Source organism: Emergencia sp. JLR.KK010 (genome assembly GCF_037018265.1).
GTDB lineage: Bacteria > Bacillota > Clostridia > Peptostreptococcales > Anaerovoracaceae > Senimuribacter > Senimuribacter intestinalis.
Genome location: NZ_CP143550.1, coordinates 2555174 through 2579457, shown reverse-complemented (window position 1 = coordinate 2579457; position 24284 = coordinate 2555174). Strand labels below are relative to the sequence as shown.

21 protein-coding genes are annotated in these 24284 nt (G+C 46.1%); 18 read left to right on the top strand and 3 right to left on the bottom strand.

Annotated elements, in window-relative coordinates; translation table 11 throughout:
* Positions 1 to 59: 59 nt before the first annotated feature.
* Positions 60 to 671 (bottom strand): nitroreductase family protein, encoded by a 612-nt coding sequence (locus V1225_RS12405; protein WP_251630553.1) that lies wholly within the window; start codon positions 669 to 671, stop codon positions 60 to 62.
* Positions 672 to 955: 284 nt separating this feature from the next.
* Between V1225_RS12405 and hrcA the strand changes: the two genes are divergently transcribed.
* The 10 genes from hrcA to V1225_RS12355 all read left to right on the top strand — a co-directional run bounded on the left by hrcA (position 956) and on the right by V1225_RS12355 (position 12950).
* Positions 956 to 1999: a heat-inducible transcriptional repressor HrcA gene (hrcA, locus tag V1225_RS12400; RefSeq protein ID WP_160200477.1), complete on the top strand. Its 1044-nt coding sequence runs from the start codon at positions 956 to 958 to the stop codon at positions 1997 to 1999.
* A 14-nt stretch (positions 2000 to 2013) separates the two neighbouring features.
* On the top strand, positions 2014 to 2562 hold the full coding sequence (gene grpE / locus V1225_RS12395) for a nucleotide exchange factor GrpE (protein ID WP_338546647.1): 549 nt from the start codon (positions 2014 to 2016) through the stop codon (positions 2560 to 2562).
* Positions 2563 to 2753: 191 nt separating this feature from the next.
* Positions 2754 to 4637, top strand: a complete 1884-nt coding sequence (dnaK, locus tag V1225_RS12390) for a molecular chaperone DnaK (RefSeq protein ID WP_338546646.1) — start codon at positions 2754 to 2756, stop codon at positions 4635 to 4637.
* Positions 4638 to 4849: 212 nt separating this feature from the next.
* A complete protein-coding gene (dnaJ, locus tag V1225_RS12385) occupies positions 4850 to 6001 on the top strand; it encodes a molecular chaperone DnaJ (RefSeq protein WP_338546644.1) in 1152 nt (383 codons plus the stop codon).
* Between the two features lie 125 nt (positions 6002 to 6126).
* Complete coding sequence (locus tag V1225_RS12380; protein ID WP_338546642.1) at positions 6127 to 7290, top strand: iron-containing alcohol dehydrogenase; 1164 nt, start codon at positions 6127 to 6129, stop codon at positions 7288 to 7290.
* 146 nt (positions 7291 to 7436) lie between these two features.
* Positions 7437 to 8729 (top strand): DUF362 domain-containing protein, encoded by a 1293-nt coding sequence (locus V1225_RS12375; RefSeq protein ID WP_160200472.1) that lies wholly within the window; start codon positions 7437 to 7439, stop codon positions 8727 to 8729.
* Positions 8729 to 9001 (top strand): hypothetical protein, encoded by a 273-nt coding sequence (locus V1225_RS12370; protein ID WP_251630549.1) that lies wholly within the window; start codon positions 8729 to 8731, stop codon positions 8999 to 9001. The genes V1225_RS12375 and V1225_RS12370 overlap by 1 nt, the downstream gene beginning before the upstream one ends.
* A gap of 29 nt (positions 9002 to 9030) precedes the next feature.
* Positions 9031 to 10350, top strand: a complete 1320-nt coding sequence (locus V1225_RS12365; RefSeq protein ID WP_161909241.1) for an MFS transporter — start codon at positions 9031 to 9033, stop codon at positions 10348 to 10350.
* An 81-nt stretch (positions 10351 to 10431) separates the two neighbouring features.
* A complete protein-coding gene (locus tag V1225_RS12360) occupies positions 10432 to 11610 on the top strand; it encodes a thiolase family protein (protein ID WP_251630548.1) in 1179 nt (392 codons plus the stop codon).
* Between the two features lie 11 nt (positions 11611 to 11621).
* Positions 11622 to 12950: a purine/pyrimidine permease gene (locus V1225_RS12355; protein WP_251630547.1), complete on the top strand. Its 1329-nt coding sequence runs from the start codon at positions 11622 to 11624 to the stop codon at positions 12948 to 12950.
* A gap of 87 nt (positions 12951 to 13037) precedes the next feature.
* Here V1225_RS12355 and V1225_RS12350 read toward each other — a convergent pair whose 3' ends face one another.
* Positions 13038 to 14567, bottom strand: coding sequence for a sigma 54-interacting transcriptional regulator (locus tag V1225_RS12350; protein ID WP_160200467.1), 1530 nt, complete (start codon positions 14565 to 14567; stop codon positions 13038 to 13040).
* Between the two features lie 174 nt (positions 14568 to 14741).
* Here V1225_RS12350 and V1225_RS12345 point away from each other — a divergent pair, with 174 nt between their 5' ends.
* The 8 genes from V1225_RS12345 to V1225_RS12310 all read left to right on the top strand — a co-directional run bounded on the left by V1225_RS12345 (position 14742) and on the right by V1225_RS12310 (position 22481).
* Complete coding sequence (locus V1225_RS12345; RefSeq protein ID WP_160200466.1) at positions 14742 to 15497, top strand: LarC family nickel insertion protein; 756 nt, start codon at positions 14742 to 14744, stop codon at positions 15495 to 15497.
* Between the two features lie 3 nt (positions 15498 to 15500).
* Positions 15501 to 16352 carry a 3-keto-5-aminohexanoate cleavage protein gene (locus tag V1225_RS12340; protein WP_160200465.1) on the top strand — a complete coding sequence of 284 codons (852 nt, stop codon included), beginning with the start codon at positions 15501 to 15503 and terminating at the stop codon, positions 16350 to 16352.
* 260 nt (positions 16353 to 16612) lie between these two features.
* A complete protein-coding gene (locus V1225_RS12335; RefSeq protein ID WP_160200464.1) occupies positions 16613 to 17530 on the top strand; it encodes a cyclase family protein in 918 nt (305 codons plus the stop codon).
* Between the two features lie 75 nt (positions 17531 to 17605).
* A complete protein-coding gene (locus tag V1225_RS12330; RefSeq protein ID WP_160200463.1) occupies positions 17606 to 18550 on the top strand; it encodes a 3-hydroxyacyl-CoA dehydrogenase NAD-binding domain-containing protein in 945 nt (314 codons plus the stop codon).
* A gap of 12 nt (positions 18551 to 18562) precedes the next feature.
* Positions 18563 to 20041, top strand: a complete 1479-nt coding sequence (locus tag V1225_RS12325) for a 4-hydroxyphenylacetate 3-hydroxylase N-terminal domain-containing protein (protein WP_160200462.1) — start codon at positions 18563 to 18565, stop codon at positions 20039 to 20041.
* Positions 20042 to 20171: 130 nt separating this feature from the next.
* Positions 20172 to 21137 (top strand): 50S ribosomal protein L11 methyltransferase, encoded by a 966-nt coding sequence (prmA, locus tag V1225_RS12320; RefSeq protein WP_338546637.1) that lies wholly within the window; start codon positions 20172 to 20174, stop codon positions 21135 to 21137.
* Between the two features lie 18 nt (positions 21138 to 21155).
* Complete coding sequence (locus V1225_RS12315) at positions 21156 to 21581, top strand: hypothetical protein (protein ID WP_338546636.1); 426 nt, start codon at positions 21156 to 21158, stop codon at positions 21579 to 21581.
* Positions 21582 to 21746: 165 nt separating this feature from the next.
* Complete coding sequence (locus V1225_RS12310; protein ID WP_161909236.1) at positions 21747 to 22481, top strand: 16S rRNA (uracil(1498)-N(3))-methyltransferase; 735 nt, start codon at positions 21747 to 21749, stop codon at positions 22479 to 22481.
* A gap of 30 nt (positions 22482 to 22511) precedes the next feature.
* Here the strand turns inward: V1225_RS12310 and V1225_RS12305 are convergent, their stop codons facing one another.
* Positions 22512 to 24239: a polysaccharide deacetylase family protein gene (locus tag V1225_RS12305; RefSeq protein WP_338546635.1), complete on the bottom strand. Its 1728-nt coding sequence runs from the start codon at positions 24237 to 24239 to the stop codon at positions 22512 to 22514.
* Positions 24240 to 24284 lie beyond the last annotated feature (45 nt).

Here is a 24284-nt window from a genome sequence, read left to right as displayed (position 1 = left end):
GAGAGTATGAAAGAAAAGGACGGTGCGCCAAAATGACGTACCGTCCCTTTGATATTGTACTAGATAATCTCTGCGATTTCTTCAAAACTCTTTTTCTTTAGTATAGGAAGTTTGTAGTTAGGATCAGGTTTACCCACGACAAGAACCATAACCAGAGTTTCCTCTTCCGGACGCCCGAGAAGGGTGCGAAGGAAGGTTGGCGGTGCCGGTGTATAGGTCAGACTGGCAAGACCGGCGTTTCGCAGTGCATTGATCAGAAAACCGATGGAAATACCGATGGATTCGTTGACATAATAATTCTGATCTTTGGTACCGTCTTCCAATGTTTTATACCATTCCTTGAAGATAACGATGAGACAAGGTGCTTGTGTAAGGAAAGGCTTTTCCCAGTTGACGTCCAGCTTGTCAAGGTCAGCTTGCCATTCGGCAGTAATTTTGCTTTCGTAAAATTTCTTTTCGACTTTTTCGGCTTCTTCTCGAATTTTTGCTTTCATAGCCGGATTGGTTACGATACTAAAATGCCAAGGCTGCTTGTCTGCACCGTTAGGGGCAGTTCCCGCAGTTAAAACACAGTTTTTGATCACTTCCATGTCAATGGGATCTGGCAGGAATTCTCTGTATGTACGGCGCTTGCGGGATTCTTCCAAAAGTTTTTTCGATTTCTCTTTCATGAAAAAATACCTCTTGTAAAATAACTAAGAAAAGAATAGCACAGTTTTTTTGACAATGCAAGGTATAATTGTTATACTTGAACAAAAAATATTCATATATATTGTGGTTTATAAACATGAAACGCTATTTCTCTGTACAGTGGAACAGTGCATGCATTCACCAAAAATACACAAAAACATCATAAAAAAATGTGAAAATCCTGTTGACATTAGGGCAGAATAGGACTATATTATATATAGTGATTAGCACTCGAAAGAAGTGAGTGCTAATAAGGAGAAGCGTTATGGAATTAACAGATAGAAAATTGAAGATTTTACAGGCCATTATCAGTGACTATGTCAGATCAGCAGAGCCTGTGGGTTCCAGAACCCTCTCGAAGAGATTTGATCTGGGCATCAGTCCGGCCACAATCAGAAATGAAATGAGTGACCTAGAGGAGATGGGATATCTGACCCATCCGCATACTTCGGCTGGAAGAGTTCCTTCTGATAAGGCGTACAGATTATATGTGAATAAGCTGATGGAGAAACGTGAGCTGAGCCCGATTGAGAAAAATCTCATTGCAGAAAAACTCAGGGCAGATGTCAGCGAATTTGATGAGACCATCAAGCACGCTGCCAGAATCCTTTCAGAGATTACCAATCTGACTTCTTTTGCGATGACGCCGACCAAAAATGAGGATACTCTGAAGTTCATCAACCTATTGCCGGTGGATGAGACCACAGTGGTTTTGATGATCGTGTCAGAGAGTGGAAAGATTTCCAACACAGCCCTAAGAATGCGGGTACCATATACCGAAGAAGGACTGCAGATTCTGGCAAAGAATATGACCTATAATTTTAACGGCAAGAAGATTACAGATGTTCTGAAAGAACACATTATCGCAAGTTTTGAGTCTGACATAGAGGCGATGAGCAAGCTGGCTGAGAATATCATGCCAAACTTTATGAAGACATTGGAAGATATGCTCAATGTGAATCTCTATATGGATGGACTTACTAATATATTCGACATTCCGGAATATAACGATCTGGAAAGGGCAAAGAGCTTTCTTTCGCTTCTGGATAAGAAAGAAGACTTTGCGAAGAAGTTAATGGAGAGAGAAGATGGTATCATCGTTACCATTGGAGATGAAAATGCTGATGATTTGATGAATGATTGTTCCATGATTACGGCAACCTATCATGTAGACGGCAAGATGGTCGGCAAGATCGGCGTTATTGGTCCGACTCGTATGAAGTATGGAGAAATTACTTCTATCATCGAGTATCTGACTGACAATCTCAGCAGCACATTTCAACTAGAAGGCGGTGAAGACGAAGAGTGAGTGAGGAGACTAAGGTGAACCAGGAAGAATTAAAAGAAGAATTGAACCAAGAAGAAGCATCAGAAATGGAAGAAAATGAAATGCCAGCGGATGATAACGCTGAGGAATCCTGCGAAGAGCAGACAGAAACCAAAGAAGAGACATCTGAGGAAGGCGAAGCGCTGAATACCAAATATCTTAGATTGATGGCAGACTTTCAGAACTATAAGAGACGGGCAGAAAAAGAGAAAGGCGATATTTATGCCTATGCCAATGAGAAAATTATTGTAGAACTTTTGACCGTCATGGATAATTTTGAAAGAGCGCTGCAGCACGAATCCGCAGACGAAAGCTTTGCAGAAGGCATGAAAATGATTTTCAAACAGCTGACTGACGTATTAGAAAAAGCCGGTCTGGAAGAGATCAAGGCACAGGGCGAGGATTTCGATCCGAACTTCCACAATGCTGTCATGACTGAAGACAATGCAGAGTATGAAAGCGGCAAAGTGACAGAAGTGCTTCAAAAGGGATATTTGCTTAATAAGAAGGTTATTAGACCTTCGATGGTTAAAGTCAATAATTAACTTGTCAAATTGTCCCACAGCGTTGTTGCTCTTGATGTTTCGCTTCTCACGTACCAGGAGTACGCTCCGAGGCTCAACATCTTCGGCGCCTAGCTGTGAAACAATTTTACGGCGTTAATTAAAAGGAACGGCTTTAACGAAACTAATGTAAAAAAAGAAAATTTATTATAATCCAAAAGGAGGAATTTTAAATGGCTAAAGTAATCGGTATAGATTTAGGAACAACAAACAGTTGCGTATCCGTGCTGGAAGGTGGCGATCCTGTCGTAATCGCAAATGCAGAGGGTAACAGAACTACACCATCTGTAGTGGGTTTTGCAAAGAATGGTGAAAGACTGGTAGGTGAAACTGCAAAGAGACAGGCAGTAACCAACCCGGACAGAACCATTGCGTCCATCAAGAGACACATGGGTGAAGACTACACTGTAGAAATCGACGGCAAGAAATATACGCCGCAGGATATTTCTGCAATGATCCTTTCCAAGCTGAAGGCGGATGCAGAGGCTTATTTAGGTGAAAAAGTAACAGAGGCAGTTATCACTGTTCCTGCTTACTTCTCCGATGCCCAGAAGCAGGCAACTAAGGATGCAGGTAAAATTGCAGGTCTGGAAGTAAAGAGAATCATCAACGAGCCGACTGCTGCATCTTTGGCATATGGTCTTGACAAGGAAGAAGGATCTCACAAGATTCTGGTATATGACCTGGGCGGTGGTACTTTCGACGTATCCATTCTGGAACTGGGCGACGGCGTATTTGAAGTACTGGCAACCAACGGTGATACCCACCTGGGCGGTGACGACTTTGACAATGCAGTGATGAACTTCCTGGCTGACAGCTTTGCGAAGGAAAACGGTGTAGATCTTCGTGCAGACAAGATGGCACTGCAGAGACTGAAAGAGGCAGCTGAAAAAGCGAAGAAAGAATTATCCAGTGCACAGACCACTAACATCAATCTGCCGTTTATTACAGTAACCGCAGACGGTCCGCTGCACATGAATATGGATCTGACCAGAGCGAAATTTGACCAGCTGACTGCTGATTTAGTAAAGAAATCAATCGAGCCAATGAAGAAAGCTATGGCAGACGCAGGTGTTACCAATGCTGACCTGGCAAAGGTTATCTTAGTCGGCGGTTCCACCAGAATTCCGGCAGTACAGGAAGCTGTTAAGAATGTAACCGGAAAAGATCCGTTTAAGGGTATCAATCCTGACGAATGTGTATCTATCGGTGCTGCTATTCAGGCTGGCGTATTAACCGGCGAAGTTAACGATGTACTGCTTCTGGATGTTACACCGCTGTCTCTGTCCATTGAAACACTAGGCGGCGTAGCTACTAAGCTGATTGAAAGAAATACAACGATTCCAACTAAGAAGAGTCAGATTTTTTCCACAGCTGCTGACAATCAGACTGCTGTAGATATTCACGTAATGCAGGGCGAGCGCGAAATGGCTTCCGGCAATATTACACTAGGTCGTTTCCAGTTGACCGGCATTGCACCGGCTCCTCGCGGCATTCCGCAGATTGAGGTTACTTTCGACATCGACGCAAACGGTATTGTAAACGTTAGCGCAAAAGACTTGGGTACCGGTAAAATGCAGAACATTACTATCACTTCTTCCACCAATCTGTCTGAAGATGAAATCAACCAGAAGGTAAAAGAAGCAGAACAGTACGCAGAAGAGGACAAGAAGAGAAAAGCTGAAATCGAAGAAAGAAACAAGGCTGAAAATCTGGTATACGAAACAGAAAAGGCGCTGGGTGAATTAGAAGGCAAGATTTCTGATGATGAAAAGAAATCTGTAGAAGACGCAAAGGAAGACCTGAAGAAAGCATTAGAAGCAAACAATTCGGATGATATTAAGGCAAAGACTGAAGCTTTAACTGAAAAGTTCCATGCAATTTCCACCAAGCTTTACGAGCAGGCTGCGCAGGCACAGCAGGCGGCAGGCGGAGCAGGTTTTGATCCGAATATGGCTGGCGGATTTAATCCGAATGCAGGCGCAGATAGCGCAGCAGGTCCTGCAGGGGATAATGTTGTGGATGCAGATTACGAGGTTGTGGACGACGACAAATAAAATGCTTGCTAAAATCGCTTGTGGCGTTGTTGAAGCCCTAGCCCGATTTGCATGAGCAAATCGATGGTTGGCAAACCTGTGCACTACGAAAATTTTTCGACGTGAAAACAACTAGCTGCTAAATGAAATTTATGAATTTGCTCACGGCGGAGGGACTCCGTCGCGGGCAAATTTCTGCGTTATTGTAAATTAAGTAATGGAAGGTGAAAGTAATGGCAGAAAAACGAGATTATTATGAGGTCCTGGGGCTACAAAAGGGTGCCAGTGACGATGAAATAAAGAAGGCCTTCCGAAAGATGGCGATGAAGTATCATCCTGACAGAAATCCGGGTGATAAGGAGGCCGAAGAAAAATTCAAAGAAGTCAATGAGGCGTATGGTGTATTATCGGATGCTGATAAGAAGAGTAAATATGATCGCTTCGGTCATGCCGGTGTGGATCCAAATGCCGGTTTTGGCGGAGGTGGTTTTGGCGGCTTCGGCGGAAGTGGTGGCTTTGATGATATCTTTGATATTTTCGGCAATATGTTCGGTGGCGGAGGCGGCTTTGGCGGCGGCAGTGCCAGAAGGAACGGACCGAAAAAAGGTCGGGATCTGCAAAAGGCGATTACGATTGAATTTGAAGAAGCTGCTTTCGGAACAAAGAAAGAGATTAGTATTAATAAATATGTAAAGTGCAGCACCTGCGGCGGCGAAGGAAATGCGCCCGGAACCGAGAAGAAAACTTGTGCAAACTGCGGCGGAACAGGTCAGGTTCATACCGTGCAGAGAACGCCGTTTGGGCAGTTTCAGAGCACAGGTCCGTGTCCTGAGTGCGGCGGTAAAGGTACTGTGATTGAGACACCGTGTCCTGACTGCAGCGGTAGCGGTAGAGTTCGCAAGACCATTAAAATCAACGTGGATATTCCTGCCGGCGTGGACAACGACAGCGTAATTCCAATCAGAGGGCAGGGTGAACCGGGAGAAAACGGCGGACCAAACGGAGACCTCTACGTTGTAATTACTGTAAAACCGCACAAGGTTTTCAGACGTGAACGTGACAATTTATACTTAGATATTCCAATCACATTTAATCAGGCGGCGCTAGGCGATGAAATCACCGTGCCAACTCTGGACGGCAAGGTTTCCTACAAAGTGCCTGCCGGAACACAGCCCAACACAGTATTCCGGTTAAAAGGCAAAGGGATGAAGAATGTACGCAGCGGCCGCATGGGTGACCTCTATGTGAAAGCAGTGCTGGAAGTTCCAACCAAGCTGAACACAAAGCAGAAAAAGGTCATTGAGGATATGGGAAAAGCAGTAGACCATAAGTGCTATCAGAAAAAATCCAGCTTTGCGGAGAAGATGAAGGAACTGTTTAAATAGCAATTTTCGAGAGAAAAATAAGCGTGTATATGCTAAAAGCATATGCACGTTTTTTTGTAGATAAGAAAGTTAAGCTGGCATATTTCTTGCTTTTTTATTGATCAGAAACAAATGGAGGTACAGATATGTTTGATTTTCATTTTAGTATACCGACGGAAATCTATTTCGGAAAGGGATGTGAAGAGCGGGCTGGCGCTCTCATGAGCCAATATGCCAGCCGGGTACTGATGGTGTATGGAAGCGAGCGGATTTTTCAGATGGGGCTGGGTGAAAAACTGGTCTCATGGCTGGAAGAAGCGGGCTGCACTGTATTTCGATTAGGCGGAGTGAAGCCTAATGCGAGCACAGACTATATTCGCAGCGCGATAGAGCTGGTTCGCAGGAAACAGATTGACGGCATTTTGGCCATTGGCGGCGGCAGCGTCATGGATTCAGCGAAAGCCATTTCCGCAGGCGCTTATTTTGAGGGAGACATCGTGGAATTGTATTCGGATCCACAGGCTGAGCCGAGTCGATTCTTGCCTGTGGGTGCAGTGGTGACGATGCCGGCTACAGCCAGTGAATCCAATGAAATGTCGGTAATCAGTGACAGTATATCGGGAAAGAAAATTGCCCGGGCATTTGCCCAGTCAAAGCCTAAGTTCGCGTTACTTAATCCGGCGCTGACCCTTAGCATTAGCTGCTTTCAGACTGCCAGCGGAGGTTTCGACATCTTTGCGCACGCCTTTGAGCGGTATTTTGACTTAAACAGAAAGAGTAGTCTCTTGGATCGTATGACACTTGCGCTCATAAAAGAAGTGGTGGAAACTTTGCCTAAAGTGCTCAAAAATCCGGAAGACGAAGGGCTGCGCGCAGAACTCATGCTGGCGGCGACAGCAGCGCATAATGACATGCTCGGCCCGGGCGGTGATTTTGCCTGCCATGAAATGAGTCACCAGATCACAGAGACCTTCGGCGTGGCGCATGGCGCTGCTCTGGCCATACTAATTCCGGCTTGGTGCGAATCTGTCAATCATCGCGCGCCACAACGCTTTTGTGAATTTTTCCGGGAAATCTTTGGCGCTGAGGGAACCTGCGAACAAGAGATTATCCAAAATGGAATTGCTGCCTTAGAGCGTTTTATTGCGGAGATTGGCCTTTCTCAAAGACTGGAAATAGAGGAAAGAGATTTTGCTAAGTTGGCTGAACAGACGCTGAATGGAAGACTGTTTATCGGATGGGGCCTGGCAGGGCTTTCTGCCGCAGATATAGAAAAAATTTATAGAAAATGCCTGGTATGTGTTGCATAAGCGCAACAGGTTTGCGAGTACACGCAACAAGATTTGTTATTTTCATAACAATTCCTTGCAAAAATCACATTTTTTCTTTGGCACAGTTTTTGCTCTAGTTAGAAATGTAATTATAAATTATGTCGGAATTTTTAAGGAGGAGAAAAATGAGTAAAGCGAAATCACTGGTTGCTCTTGCAAAAGGCGATGATATTCAGGCAAATGTAACAAAGGTATTTGACCTGATGGGCGGTGTTACCAATGTCATTCGCAAAGGGACTACTGTGGTTCTAAAACCAAACGCAGGACATGCGGAACCACCAGAAACTTCTGTATGTACCAATCCGGAGGTAGTAAGGGCGGTTATTCGCGAGGTAAAAAAGGCAGAACCGAAGAGAATTATCGTAGCGGAAGCTGCTGCAATTGGATGTGATACGATGGAATGCTTTAAGGTCAGCGGCATTCAGGCTGTTGCTGAAGAGGAAGGCGTTGAACTGATGGATATCAAACGCGACAAGGATTTGGTAAAGGTCGCAGTTCGCGGATTCCGCTCTAATATCGATTCCGTAAAGCTGCCTAGATTCCTGCTGGAAGCGGATCATCTAATCAACCTGCCGATTCTGAAGGCACATGCTTCCATGGTATTCTCCGGCGCGCTGAAGAATATCAAGGGAGTGGTACAGGACAAAGTACATATGGATATGCACAAGCAGAACTTGACGATGGCGATGATGGACGTGTGGTCCGTATGCCGCGCTGATATCAATATTATGGATGCGCACCGTGCAGCGTCTGGGTACAGCCCGCATATGCCGGTTCCAATTGAATCTCATATGATTTTGGGCTCTAAAGATCCGGTTGCCATCGACCGTGTTGCTTGTGAAGTGACCGGTATCGATACGACAGCCGTAGATTATTTCAAAGTAGCAGAAGAAACCGGTTTAGGAAACTATGCCATGGATCAGATTGAAGTCGTGGGCAATACCATCGAAGAGTCCTTCATGAAGATGTGGATTCCGTATATCGGAGATATGAGCACCAGATGGCCGGAATACGATGTAAGATGCAAAGGCGGATGCTCCAGCTGTCAGGCGCTGCTTGCCATTAATATGGAAGAACTCAAGGCGGTAAACGCTTACGATGAGAATGCCGGAATGACTGTTGTAATCGGCGGACTCAACGAAATTCCGGAAGACATTCCAGATGAAAAGATTGTACTTCATGGAAACTGCACCAAGAAATATCTGAAACAGCATCCTGGCGCATATCATATCCTGGGATGTCCTCCGAATGAACCGGCTCTGTATTTGACCATTCAGAGGCATGAAACAATTGATGGAACAGGTGATCAGGAGGATGAAATCATTCGTCCGTGCATGGCAAGAGATGCACAGGTATGGCACGATTACGTTTTCGCTAAATTTGAAGAATACAAAAAAGAAAATCCGGAGGCAAAATAATGGACGGTTATATCAGAGTAAAAGCTGGGAAGGAATTTTGGGATATTCTGAATCTCATTTTTACCGATGAATTCATGCAGAAACATACCAACTTTGAGAACTTTGAGTACTTCCGTTATTCCAGCGCGGTAATGTGCAGTTGGAGCGGGGAATATATGATTTATCCGGAAATTGTCTTCAATAATTTTGTGGTCGAAAGCACTGTTTTCAAGACTTGGGACGAGATGGTCATGAAAGCGGCGGACGAAAAATTTGAGAAGAAAATAAGCTAAAACTAAAATGATAAAGAGGAGATATAGATATGGCTGACAACAAACAAAAGCTCCAGTCTGAAAACACCAAATCTAACTTTGGTAAAGGCTGGCTGATCATATTTTATTCAATGATTATGTTTTTCTTTCTGATTGGCTTCTCTATCGATGGGCAGAATATCGTAATCGATCAGTGGATCAATGCGAACGGCGGCGGAGCTGATCCAACCGAATTAAAACCGCAACTGCTGAAATTGGCCATGTATGCCGGATTCATCGGCGTAGTTGCTTACTTTGTCATCGGTAGAATCCTGGTCAAGGTTGGAGGAAGAGCGCTCTCTGCAGCATGTCTTGCTTTAGCAGGCGCTTCCTACATCTACTACGGACATTCAACGACAACTACAGGATATTTCATCGGTTTAACGCTGGTTACAGTATTTATCAACGGCGCTGCTTACATCGGAGGCGGCAACCTGGTTACGCAGTGGTTCCCGAAGAAAAAGGGTCTGGCAAACGGATACACCACCATGGGTCACAATCTGGGCTCTGCATTTTATGTACCACTGATTAGCGGATTGATCGGTGCATTCGGCATTGCGAAAGGGATGATGATGCCTGGTATCGCTGCGATTATTATCGCTGTAATCGCTTACTTCATCATAAGAAACACACCGCAGGAAAGAGGTATGTATCCCGATAATGTATCAAAGGAAACATATGAATCCGAATATGCGCAGGAGACAGAAAACGGCGAACCAAGATGGACCGTCGCGAAGCTGTTAAAGACCAAAGAGATGTGGTTCGTTGCCATCATCATCGGCATCAACCAGCTGGTTACCACCGGCGTAATGAGCCAGATGGTTCCAAGAAACATCGAACTGGGTTTTGCGCCTGAAAAGGCTGTATGGTTAATGACAGTCTGCGCCGTTGTCGGCGTCTGCGGATCTTACGGATTCGGCTGGCTTGACCAGAAGCTGGGTGTTAAGAAGGCGGTCATCATGTTCCTGGTATGGTATTGTGCAGCTCTGGCTGTAAACTACGTCCTGAACAGTATGTTAGGCGGATATATCTGCGTGGCAATGGTAGGCGTAGCCATCGGCGCTGCCGCCAACTTCATGACTTCACTTCCTGCATCTGTATTCGGAAGACAGAGTTTTGACGTTGTATACTCCATCTACTTCCCGGTGATGCAGATCGTATTGATGATGAACTACTACATCAACGCGAAGGCTCTGGAATTGACCGGATCCCTGAGAGGCGCTTACCTGGTATTCATCGGTCTTTTAGTTGTCAATGTTGTACTGATCAACTGCTTCGATACGAAGAAGTACAACCTGGACTACAAGAGAGAAGAAGAGCTGGGTGCGTAAACAGTTTTAGAAAATCTGGACAGGCTGCTTCCGTAGTGAAGCGGCCTGCCCGTATATATAAACGGAAAGGTGGAATTTCACATGAGAAACGTAGTGATTACAGCGGGCTGCAGAACGCCGATTGGAGCGCTTGGCGGCCAGTTTAAAACTTTGACATCCTTAGATCTTTCTATTCCGGTCATGCAGAACCTCATCGAGCGCGCAGGCATTGATCCGGTTATCATCGAGGACGTAATTTGGGGATGCAACTATCAAAGAACCTATAAAGAAAACAATCTAGCCAGAGTAGCTGCAGTCAAAGCGGGGCTGCCGGTGACCGTTCCCGGTATCACCATTCACAGAAACTGCACCTCCTCCATGTCTTCCATTCAGTTCGGCTATTATCAGATTAAAGCTGGTGAAGCGGACTGCATCATGGCAGGAGGCGCGGACAGCATGAGTACGGCGCCGCATATGGTATTCAACGCTCGCTACGGGCAGAAATACGGCCATATGGAGCTTCGGGATTCTATGTGGGATTCTCTGACTAATCTGGGCGTAGGCCCTGCCATGGGTATCACGGCAGAAAATGTGGCGGACGAGTACGACGTGACCAGAGAACAGATGGACGCCTATGCTCTGCGTTCTCAGCAGAGAGCCGTAGCTGCCATTGACGCCGGCAAGTTTCAGGACGAAATCATTCCGATTACTATAAAAGGTAAAAAAGGCGATACCGTCATCAATACAGACGAGTATCCGCGTCGTGATGCCAGTCTCGAAAAGCTGGCAAAGCTGAAGCCGACTTTCAAAGAGGACGGCAGGGTAACGGCAGGCAATGCCTCCGGCATGAACGACGCGGCTTCCGGCGTGATTCTCATGGCGGAGGATAAGGCAAGGAAGCTGGGTGTTCCGATTCTTGCCCGCATCAAAGCAGTGGCAACCACAGGCGTGCGTCCTGAGGTGATGGGAATCGGTCCAATCAGCGCATCCCAGAAGGCGCTGGAAAAGGCAGGTCTGGCAGTGGACGACATCGACCTCTTTGAAATCAACGAAGCTTTTGCAGCGCAGTGTCTCGCCTGCCAGAAGACGCTGGGTATCCCTGATGAAAAGCTGAACGTCAATGGCAGTGGAATTTCTCTGGGACATCCGGTAGGTGCGACCGGTTCTCGTCTTGTCATTACCTGTATGTACGAACTGATGAAGCGGAAGCAGAGGTATGGACTTGCAACCCTTTGTGCTGGTGGCGGTATGGGAACTGCAGTCATTATAGAGATGGTATAGTGGATCAAACTATGGATAGAAATGTGGAAAGCGGACTGAAATACCAGCTGGACGACAGGGTGCCTTTTGGAGAAAATATGATGTACGGCTTTCAGCAGATTGTCCTGTTTGTCGCGTCGGCTGTGGTGATGCCGGTTGTCGTGGGATACGCCTTAGGACTGGCGCCGGCGGCGGTGGCGGCTATGCTGCAGAGAACCTTTGTCCTCTGCGGTGTGATGACGTTGCTGCAGGTTAGATGGGGTCATCGCTTTCCGATTCAGGACGGTCCGGCAGGTCTCTGGTCGGGACTGTTTCTGCTGATGGTTTCCTCCGCACCGGCCCTTGGCATTTCTTTGGAGAGCCTTCGGACAGATCTGGAAATGGGCATGCTGCTTGCAGGAATTCTGGTCATGGCGCTGGCGGCAAGCGGTTTGATTTGTCGGATGGCAAAGCTGTTTACACCAATCATCAATGGACTTCTGATTCTTCTCATGGTGCTGCAGATCAGCGCCAGCATCATGAAAGGCATGCTGGGCGTCAGCGAGGAATCGCCGGGCATTGACGGAACAGCATTTCTCGTAGCAGTTTTTACCATGGTAGTAATTCTTTTCATCAATCTGTTTACAAAGGGATTCATCCGCAGTATTGCGACCTTTATCGGTATGGTGGCGGGATGGATTTTAGCGGTGGTGCTGGGGATTACAGAAAAGGTGAATTTTCTGCAGAACGGGATCGTGACGATGCCTACGCTTTTAGCCTGGGGAAAACCGACCTATGACGGTGGTGTCGTTTTGACCTGCATGATTAGCGCTTTTGTACTGATTTCTATGGTGTTTGCCAGTATTAACGGCATGGGCGCTATGGTAGGAGAAACGATTACGGAGAAGAAAATGCAGCGTTCTATCTTCTTTCACGGGATGGCGACCTTTATGACCGGCGGATTTTCTTCGATTGCATTTATGCCGTATGTTTCTTCTATCGGGGTGGTGGAAATGACCGGCGTAGCATCCAGGAGACCCATGTATCTGGCGGCGGGCGGTATGATTGTCATGGGATTAATCGCGCCCTTCGGTGCGCTCTTTGCGACTATTCCTGCCTGCGTGGGAAACGGTGCGCTGATTATCATCTTCGCGCTGTGCATCGGGCAGGCGCTCAGGGAATTTCGTAAAGTGGAATTTGAGAGTAGAGAAAACCTGATCGTAGGATTGTCTATGATTATCGGCTGCGGCATCATGTTTCTGCCGGCGGGCACGTTCAGCAAGCTTCCGGCTACGGCAGCCTGCCTCTTGTCTAATGGACTGATTGTAGGAATGGCAGCAGCGTTTTTGCTAGAACATGTGGTAATGCGGAAGAAATCATAGATTTATATAGTTTCAAAATTTGAAAAGCTGTTTGCAGGTAGGGATGAACTGCAGATAGCTTTTTCTTCTTGTGTTTTTTATATGCGATTATTTCGCTCCCGGATAGTCGATGCCGTACTGCTTGATCTTGCGGGATATGGTAGAGGCGTTGACACCCAGCTTTGCACCGGCGTCCCGAAGACTTCTGGAGTTTTGCAGAGCAGACTCTATCAGACTCTTTTCGTAGTTTTCCAGCGACTGAGACAGGGAACTGCCAGAAGACGGGAGCATATCATCACCTTGGGAGATATCTAAAAGACCGTAAAGCATTTCATCGGCGACTTCTTTTGTGCCGGAGGAGCAGATGGTCAGATATTCGATGACATTTTCCAGCTCACGGATGTTACCTGGCCAAGAATACTGTTTCATAATCGTAAGCTGGTCGTCGGTAAGCGTAAAGGGACGATTGTGCTTTTCGGTAAAATATCTGACAAAGTGTCTGCAAAGCTCGTCCAAATCGTTGAGCCGCTCTCGAAGGGGCGGAATGGAAATTGGGATGACGTTGAGACGGTAGTAGAGATCCTGGCGGAATGTGCCGTCTGCAATCTTCAGTTTCAGATTGCTGTTCGTTGCAGCGATAAATCGAATGTCCAGTTTAATTGGTTTTGTTCCGCCTACGCGGGTGATTTCTTTGTTTTGAATCGCGCGAAGGAGCTTGACCTGCAGATCCATGGACATATCGCCGATTTCATCCAGCAGCAGGGTACCGCCGTTTGCCATTTCAAACAATCCCTGTTTGCCGCTTGCGTTTGCACCGGAAAATGCGCCCTTTTCGTAGCCAAAGAGCTCACTTTCCAGAAGATTCGCGGGGATAGAGGCACAGTTGACTTTGACAAAGGTTTTGTCGGAAAGTTTGCTGAGCCGGTGTATTTCATCGGCAACAACTTCTTTGCCTACTCCTGATTCTCCTGTAATCAAAACGGTTGCATCGGTAGGAGCGGCCATTCTGATGGTGTTCCAGACCTTCTGTAGAGAATAGGAGGATCCAACCAGTCGCTTGGAATTTTCTGTGCTTTCGATAATGCGCACATTTTCGCGGCTCTTGTCCAAGGCATTGGCCTCTGCCAGAAATTTACCGAAATCCTCCTGCAAGGATTGCAGAGACAGAATGGGGCGGCTGCTGACCACCACCTGGTGCAGAGTGCCATTTTGGTTAAAAATCGGTACACCTACTGCATAGCCGACGCTGGGCGGATTGGTTTTCTGTACGGTGGAAAGACGAAACACTTTTTTCTGTGTTCTGAGAACGTCTAGTGTGGCGCCACCGGTGAACAAATGCCCATCTTCCACAATGTCAGACACTTTGTGCCCAATCACTTCTTCCGGCAATATGGTCGTGTTGCGCTGATGGGCGGGATTTACGTATAGGCAGACGCCGTCCTTGTCGGTGATAAAAATGCTGTCATCCAGCGCATCGACAACAATCTTAAAATCGACACCCTGTGCCAGGAATACCGATAAATCCTGATAGATTTCCCGCAAGATGTGTGCGCTTTTCTCCGGACTCTGATGGTCGTTTGCTTCTAGTGAATGTTTGATTTTTTCCTGTACCTTCTGAATTGCTAAAACCTGATCCATACGACTGTCTCCTTTATGAAATTACTATTAGTATAACAAAGTTGTTGCTTTGACGCAACAGTGATTTGACTGATGCAACGCAAAGCAGAAAAATTGGCTGAATTTCAATCATTATGCTTTGGCATGGTATTTGCTTTTAATATTGATAACAGATAGAAAAGGAGGCGGCGTTTCGTGAAAAAACTGTATATCAATTGCCAGTCAGGCGTCAGCGGCGATATGATGCTGGGCGCAATGCTGAATTTAGGAGTACCGGAGGAATATTTGACGGAAAATCTGTCCCATCTGAAGCTTGATGAATTTCAGCTCGCTGTAAAGAGGAAAGAAACTGGCGGTGTGGTCGCAACCGATGTAGATGTAGTGCTGAATCAGCCGAGCGATTTGACTACTGCGCCTTACAGTGGAAACTACAGGAATTATGGCCAGATAAAGAAGATAATCGCGGGGAGCAATCTAAGCAACAACGCAAAGGCATTGAGTCGCAGAATTTTCGATATCAAGGCGAAGGCAGAAGCGAAGGTTCACCGTGTATCAGAAGATGAGGTGCAGTTTCATGAGGCGGGTGCCGTGGATTCTATCGTGGATATTGTAGGCATTGCCATCTGCTGTGACTATTTAGATGCCGGTGAGATTATTGCAAAGGAAGTTCCAACTGGTTTTGGCACAGTACAATGTGCCTGTGGAGAACTGCCGGTTCCGGCTCCTGCAGTCAGACAGATTTTGAGCGATGAACAGATTCCGCATTATCGTTCAGATATTCACCAGGAAGTTTTGACGCCAACCGGCGCGTCAATTTTAGCAGGTCTAACCGATACGTTCGGCTGGGACGAAATTCGAGAAGATATATTATCCAGAGGCTACGGAACGGGGAAACGAGATACCGGTCTTGCGCCGCTGGAACTGATATTAGTAGAAGCAAAGGAGAGTTAGAATATGTTTGAAACCAGAAGATTAAATCACAAAAGTAAAGTGATTATTTCGGCAGCTTTGACGGGTGCCGTTACGACAAAGGAGAATAATCCCAATTTACCGACGCAGCCAGCGGAAATCGTAAAATCTGCGATCGCTTGCTATGAAGCTGGTGCTGCGGTAGCGCATATTCACGTCAGAGATGATGAAGATAGGGCCAGCATGCGCTTTGATAAGTTTGAGGAAACGGTTAAGTTGCTGCGCGAGTCCGGCTGCCCGGTTATCATCAATCTGACATCTTCCGGAGGACAGGGCTTTTCCTGGGAAGAAAGAATCCGTCCGTTTAAAGAATTGAAACCGGACATGGCTTCCTTCGATGCAGGAACGATGAACTGGCTCAATTCAGTAGTGTTTATGAATGAGCCGGGATTTCTGGAACTATGCGGCAAGGAAATGATTGCGGCAAACGTAAAGCCCGAAATAGAGGTTTTCGATATGGGCATGCTGAATACCGCCAAATACTATATTAAAAAGGGTTTGATCAAAGAACCTGCCCATTTCCAGCTGTGCCTTGGTGCGCCGGGCGGTATGGAAGCAACCACAGAGAATCTGGTATATCTTGTAAATCATTTGCCGGAAAACTGTACCTGGAGTGCTTTCGGCATCGGTAGAGGCGCCAACGAGATTCTGCTTTCTGCCCTTGCCATGGGCGGAAATATTCGTGTCGGTCTTGAAGATAATGTTTATTATAATGCGGGACAGTTGGCAGAATCCAATGAACAGTTTGTGGCTCGTGTGAAACGGCTTGCGGAGGAAATGGGCAAGTCCGTCGCAACCCCAGATGAAGCCAGAGAAATTCTGGGTCTTGGAAAATAAGTAAGAAATTGTCTGTGTTGTCCTTTCGCAACGGAGGTGCCGCTTTGCAACAGAAAAAGCCTGTGATAGAGAAAAGGCGGGCGGGACATCCTTTGATGGAAAAAGAGCAATTTCAGGGCAAGAGAGTTTTTTTGAGCCCTGGTTAAAACTTTGGCACAACCTTTGCGATACAATATAGCATCAAGAATTAAAATTTCTCTTTTGGTGTCGGAGGAAAAATTGCTACACCAAAAAATATAAGATGAAAAGGAGAACTTATCATGTCAGAAATCGCTGTAAGACACACGCGCGAAGAGTGCTTCGCTCATACAAATGATTGGAAAAAACCTTATGATGGAAGTATCTTTGATATGTTTAGAGATGGCTCATTTGAGCTGATTGATCTTTCAAACCCGTTTGGCAGAGGTAATCCGCTCTGGCCGTCCAACGGAGATTTTCATATTGACAGAGTACAGCATATGCCGATGCACTACAGATTACTACAGACTTTCAATGATTTTCATATGCACAATTCTACTCATGCGGATTCTCCGTCCCATGTCATTCCGGAGAGTCCGTTTACCCATGAGCTGCCAATTCAGAACTATTTTGGCGAGGCAGTTTGTCTGGATATTCCAAAGGGAAAATGGGAACTGATTACTGTTGAAGACATTGAAGAGGCGGCAAAGAAGGTTCCGGGCGGTATCAAAGAGGGTGACTGGGTGCTTCTGAACACCGGCACACACAGACGCTGGGGTGAAAACGATGACTACTTCGCATATAGTCCTGGTCTTTCTATTGATGGCGCGAAGTGGTTTGTAGAACACCATGTAAGAGGTGTTGGCTTTGATATGCAGGCTATTGACCATATTCTGTACACCTATGCTGCAGATCATGGCCCTGGACCATATGTACCGCGTATCGTAGAAGAGTATGAGGAACAGTTTGGACATCCTGCATTGGAAGATTTCCCGGAATGGGAGCCATGCCACGATATTTTGATGGCAAACAACGTCATGGGAATTGAAAATCTGGGCGGAGATTTGGACAAAGTAACCAATCAGAGATTCCTGTTCTGCGCGTTCCCACTTCGCTGGTACATGGGTGATGGTACCATCGTTCGTGCCGTTGCATTTGTTCCGTCTGACAGAATTGACAGAAACGTTCCGGATAAAGAATATCCGTACGGCGTATATTAAAAACTTCATGGGAAATTCCGCACGCAGGAGTTTCCCATATTCATAGGAAAGAAGATGGAGAAAGGAAAAACTGACATGAACGAAAAGAAAAGGATTGCGGTTTTGGGCGCCGGCGTCATGGGCACGGGAATCGGACAGACCTTTGCGATGAAAGGACATGAGGTCATGATGATCTATGTCTATGATGACAAATTGCGGGCAAAACCGATTGAAACCATGACTGAAAATTTGAAGATACTGGCTGAAAACGGCGTCATTGAAGAAGCTGCAATACCGGAAGTTATAGGAAGAGTCAGATGCACAGAAAGCCTAGAAGAAGCAGCAGAATTTGCAGATGTAATCTTTGAATGTATCGTAGAAAATTTGGCGGTGAAGCAGGATTATTTTGCCAAGCTGGATGCGATGTGCAAAGAGAGCACGATTTTGGCTACCAATACATCAGCAATCAGTGTGACGGAAATTGCGGAAAAATCAATACATAAGGAAAGAATTATCGGGACTCACTTCTGGAACCCGGCATATTTGGTGCCGCTGGTCGAAGTCATTAAGACCAGATATGTGGCGGAGGATATCGTGCAGGAAACCTATGATCTCCTTGAAAAGGCTGGGAAATGTCCGGTTATCGTACAGAAGGATGTTCCGGGATTTCTTGCCAATAGAATGCAGCATGCTTTGTTTAGAGAAGCGATTTCCATCGTGGAAAACGAAATCGCGACTGCAGAGGATGTGGACAAGGCGATTAAATATGGGTTTGGCATGCGCCTTGGCGTGAGAGCGCCGATGGAAGTCATCGATGCAGGCGGTACCGATTTAACCTACAGTATTCATGAATATCTGTTTCCGCATATTGAAAACAGTAAGGAACCGTCTCGGCTGCTGAAACAGAAAATGGAGGAGGGAAAATTGGGCTTTAAGAGCGGCGAAGGCTTTATGAAGTGGTCCAAAGAAGAAATCGAAAAATCCCAGAAAGATTTGCTGGAAGGTCTGATTAAAGTGGCGAGAGCCCTGGATCGTATTTAGGAGGTAAAACAGATGGCATTGATGACAGCAGCAGAATATATCGAGAGTCTGCGTAAATTAAAAACTAGAGTATATATGTTCGGAGAAAAGGTTGATAACTGGGTGGATCATCCGATTATTCGCCCGTCTATCAACTGTGTGGCGATGACTTATGCACTGGCGCAGCAGCCGGAATATGCAGACATTATGACAGCGAAATCCAGCATTACAGGTAAGACTATCAATCGTTTTACGCACCTGCACCAGAGTGCGGATGATTTAGTGAAGAAGGTAAAGATGCAGCGGCTTTTGGGGCAGAAAACAGCAAGTTGCTTCCAAAGATGTGTGGGAATGGACGCATTTAATGCAGTATTTTCTACCACCTTTGAGCTAGACGAAAAGTATGGTACTGACTACCATCAGCGCTTTGTTAAATTCCTGGAAATGGTGCAGGAGGAAGATTTAACGGTAGATGGAGCCATGACTGACCCGAAGGGTGACCGTGGTAAGGCGCCGCACCAGCAGGAGGATCCGGATCTTTTTTTACATATCGTAGAGCGAAGAGAAGATGGCATCGTAGTCAGAGGTGCAAAAGCACACCAGACAGGCTCCATCAATTCCCATTGGCATATTATTATGCCGACCCAGGCCATGAAGGAGGCCGATGCGGATTATGCCGTTTCATTTGCTTGTCCAAGCGATGCGGAAGGTCTGTATATGATTTACGGCAGACAGTCCTGCGATACCAGAAAACTGGAAGAGAAAGCAGATATCGATCTGGGCAACCGGAAGTTTGGCGGGCAGGAAGCACTGGTTGTCTTTGATGATGTCTTTATTCCGAATGCATACATCTTTATGGCAGGCGAATATGACTTTGCGGGCATGATGGTAGAACGGTTCGCAGGTTACCACAGACAAAGCTACGGTGGATGCAAAGTCGGCGTTGGCGATGTGGTCATCGGTGCAGCAGCATTGGCGGCGGAATACAACGGCGCAGAAAAGGCTTCTCATGTAAAAGATAAGCTGATTGAAATGACCCACTTAAATGAAACCCTGTATTCCTGCGGCATTGCATGTTCCTGCGAAGGATGTGCGACCAAAGCAGGAAATTATCAGATTGACCTTTTACTGGCAAATGTCTGTAAGCAGAACATTACCAGATATCCTTATGAAATCGTCAGACTGGCAGAAGACATTGCGGGAGGCTTGATGGTTACCATGCCGTCTCAGGCGGATTTTGAATCCGATACGGTAGTAGGGAAAAACGGAGAAACCGTCGGTGAAATCTGTCAGAAATATTTTGCAGGCAGAAGTGATGTAAGCACGGAAGACAGAATGCGCGTCCTTCGTTTCCTGGAAAATATCTGTTTGGGCTCCGCCGCGGTAGGCTACAGAACAGAGTCGCTTCACGGCGCAGGATCTCCGCAGGCTCAGAGAATTATGATTGGAAGACAGGGAAACATTGAGGGAAAGAAAGACTTGGCGAAGACCATTGCAGGCATAAAAAAATAAAGAACCTTCTAAGTAAAATACGAAAACAGGCGGAACCGCTATGGGGCTGTCTGTTTTCGCTTTTTTCTTTCTTCTATGATTGCCAAGTCGGCGGTTTTACGGTAGAATAGTAGAGCAGGAGGACAGGAACATGAAATATTTGGAAATTAACATAGAAACTTCAGCCGCCGGAATCGAGCCGGTAGTCAGTGCGCTTTTGAACCTGGGTATTACGGATACGGCGGTAGAGGATCCCAGAGATATCGAGGATCTGATGGACAAGAAGCAGACCTATGACTGGGATTATCTGGACGACAGTATTATCGAAAAGATGAAGGAAAGTCCAAAGGTGACGGTCTACTTGGAGGATACCGAAGAAAACAGAACCCTGGCAGAGCAAATTGCGCCGGCTATGGAGGAATTACGCTCGAAGGCAAGGGAAGGCATCTTTGGAGAAGGCGCCGATTTTGGAAGCCTGCGTGTAAGCAAGAAACAAGAAGACGACACGCAGTGGAAGGACAAGTGGAAGGAGTACTTTAAGCCGGCAAGGATTGCAGAGAACATTGTCGTAAAGCCGACTTGGGAGAGCTACGAAAGGCAAGGCGATGAAAAGGTCATCGAAATTGACCCGGGTATGGCTTTCGGCACAGGCACCCATGAAACGACTTCCCTCTGCGTGAAAATGCTGGAAAAGTATCAGAAAGAAAGCGATAAGGTACTGGACGTAGGCTGCGGAAGCGGTATTCTTTCCATAGCGGCGGCGCTCCTTGGAGCAGAAGACGTATTGGGCGTGGATATTGACCCAGTTGCTGTGGAAGTTGCGGCGGAAAACATCGAATTAAACGGTGTTGCCAATGTGGCAAAGGCACAGTATGGAGATTTGACCAAGGGAATCGACTATAAGGCGGACATTGTGGTCGCTAATTTGATGGCAGACCTTGTTATGATGTTATCAGAAGATGTGGCAAGGCATATGCAGCCGGGTGGGCTTTTTATCTCCTCCGGTATTCTGGTGGAAAAAGAAGTGCAAGTCACAGAACATCTGCGCAGTCAAGGCTTTGGTATTGTAGAAGTTAGAGAAGACGGCGGTTGGTGTTGTATTGTCTGCAGAAAATAGCACATGGGAGGAAACTATTTGAAAAAGGGTAACGCAAAACAAAGAAACGATATTATATTTATGTTGTTTGCGCTGGTTTTGGGACTGTTCATGGGATGGGCAGCTTATGACCTTGAGGGCATCGGCATTGCCGGTGCAATTATAAAAAATATTGGAATTTGGGTATTTGTTTCGGCTCTTCTTGCTGTGTATACTCCAGAGGCTTTTAAAGCGGCGCTTCACGTGCTGCTGTACTTTATCGGCGTGATTGCTGCATATTTTACGAATTTTGTCGTTATGGGCGGCAGCGTATCTTTCCGGACACTGATTTATTGGCTGATATTTGGCGCAATCGGGGCGCTGGTCGGCTTTATCGACTGGCATGCCTGCGGAAAGGAATGGCTCGGGGCAGCCTGTGCGGCGGTGCCGATTTCTCTTCTGGTGGCGGAAGGCTACTATATATAAGGGATTTTCTATTTCCCTGGCTTTTGATATCGTGTGCGCAGTGGTGCTTTATATCATCATGGCACCGGGTAAAATGCAGAAGTTGATGGCGCTTCCGTTTATCATTGTCTTTACTTTTGCACTGGTGTATTTTCATGTTCTGTCAGGGATTTTAGGAGGATGGATATGAAGATTTTTACAGATGCAGCTAATATAGAAGAAAGTCTGATTCGTATTACCGACAAAGGAGACATTCGCCATATGATTAAGGTCATGCGCATGAAAGAAGGCGATATGCTTGATGTTTCTGATTCGACAGAATGGGAATATCAGGCAGAGATTCTGTCTATTGATGAAGATTTGGTGTTGCTGTCTGTTTTGGATAAGCAGAAATTTGCCAGAGAGCCGCGGCTTCAGGTGACTTTATTTCAAGGCGTGCCAAAGGCGGGAAAGATGGAAACCATTATTCAAAAGTGCGTAGAACTGGGGGTGTCTTCTGTGGTTCCAGTCTTTATGGACAGAACAGTTGTGGTCGAAAAGGGGAATTTTGCAAAAAAATTGGAGCGCTGGCAGAAGGTAGCAGACGAGGCGGTCAAACAGTGTAAGCGCGGCGTTATTCCAAGTGTTTGCCAGCAGATAAAATTTGCAGAGATCGGTGAGCAGTTGGCAGAATTTGATTTAGTGTTGTTTCCATACGAAAATGAGGAAAATTACTCTATTAAGGATTGCCTGCGAGGACTTTCCGAAAATCCGCAATCTGTTGCTATTGTCATTGGACCGGAGGGTGGTTTTTCTGATAAGGAAGCAGCGTTGATGAAAGAGTGGAATACCTCTTGCGTGACTTTGGGAAAAACCATTTTACGTACGGAGACTGCCGGTATGGCGGCTCTTGCCATGACTATGTACGAACTTGAACTGTAACCGAAAAGGACTGTTATAAAACAGTCCCTTTTAGTCGTTAAGACATTCTGCGATATTAGAACGAGGAGTTCTGATATTACGTTTTAACAAGAATAATCCTTCTGTATCGCCTTGTTGGATTTTGTTGACACCGCCGTTACAGCTGAGACTTGCCTCAAAGCCAAGAGTTTTCAGTAAACTGCGGCAATCCTTCGTGTAAGCACCATAGGGCCAGGTGAATGTGTTGGGAACAGTATTCAATGTTTTTTTTAGCTCTGTCTGAAGTGAAGACAAATCTTCTTTGAGCATCTTTTCGTACGCTTCTTCGGCTTCACCGGCTTTGCGACTGGCGCCTTTGCGTCCTTTGTTTAGATCGTGCAGATCATAGGTATGATTCTGAACTTCCCAGACACCGGATTTTTGCATCTCTGAAAGTTCTTCCCAAGTGACAGCACAGGTCTTTTTATTCTTATAAAGCGTATTTGACATCTCTTCGGTGGCGCTGCCGATGACGGAGATGACAGCTTTCATTTGATATTTTTTCAGAAGATCCGTACCATAGGTATGATTATTGAGAAATCCATCGTCGAAGGTGAGGATGACAGGCTTTTCTGGAAGGGCCATTTTTCCTGTTTTATCATAGACATAGTCTATGAGTTCGCTCATGGTAATGGTAGTATAACCGTTTTCTTTCAGGTATTTCAGGTCACTTTCAAAAGCTGCTTGACTGACATAGTAATCTCCCATAGCGATGCTGCCGTCGCTTAAGCCATGGTACATCAAGATTGGAACCTCTTTCGTATCGGCAGGATCAGCTGGGATTTCTGTTTCTGCGGCGGCAGGGGCAAGAGCCTGTGAACGGTTTGCAGAGAGCAGACGAATCAGCGGATATGTGTCAATCCAGATCTCCGAAAGACATTCTTTTTGAGATTCGTCAAAGATGAGCTGCATGCCAAAATGTAGATGCGGCACATTGATATTATTGACGTTTTCTTTGATACTGTAACCGGTTTGACCGGAGTAGCCAATGACTTGACCTGCTTTTACACTGTCTCCGATCTTTAGATTTTTGATGTAAGGAGTGTCTTTTCGCAGGTGCGCATAATAATAGTAACGCTGTCCGTCACCGGAGCGAATGCCGATACGCCAGCCGCCGTATTGGTTCCAACCTAACGCTTCGACTTTTCCGTCTTCTACGGCGATAATCGGTGTGCCTACAGAGCAAAACATATCGTGTCCCAGATGTTTTCTTGCAAAACCGTAGCTGCGGCCGTTGCCAAAGTCATCGCTTTCGGTGTACCAGTAGCCGGCAGCGACAGGAGAATAGGCGGTAAGCCCGTAGGTGCCGTCTTTGCGAAGTCCCAGCAGGTTGCCGATGACAGCTGAGTATGCGTTGTAATAATAATCGTAGACCTTTAAGTTTTTGGTCAAATCGTCCATGGAACTGCCTGCCTGGCGGGCTTCTGCAAACTGCTGCAGATTCGTTTTTTTATAACTTTTAAAGTTTCCGCCATTTTGAGCCGCAAGATAAGCCAGACTTTCTACCCAGGGCAGGTGCAGATCCTGCTCAAAGGTTTCAATATCCAGTTCCATAGCGTCTTTTAAAGCTTCGTAAGTGATATTAAAATCCACCCATTTGATATAGTCTGTCTGTTTGCTTGTACTTGCGACAGCAGAGACGGCAGTGGCAGAAGATTCGGCGGGCGGTGTGGATTTTTCTGCGACCGTTACAAAAACCAGCAGACATAAAAGAAAAACAGAAAAAAATTTTTTTAGCATGATACTATCCTTTCAAGATAATATATCGGGAAAAGACAAGATTAT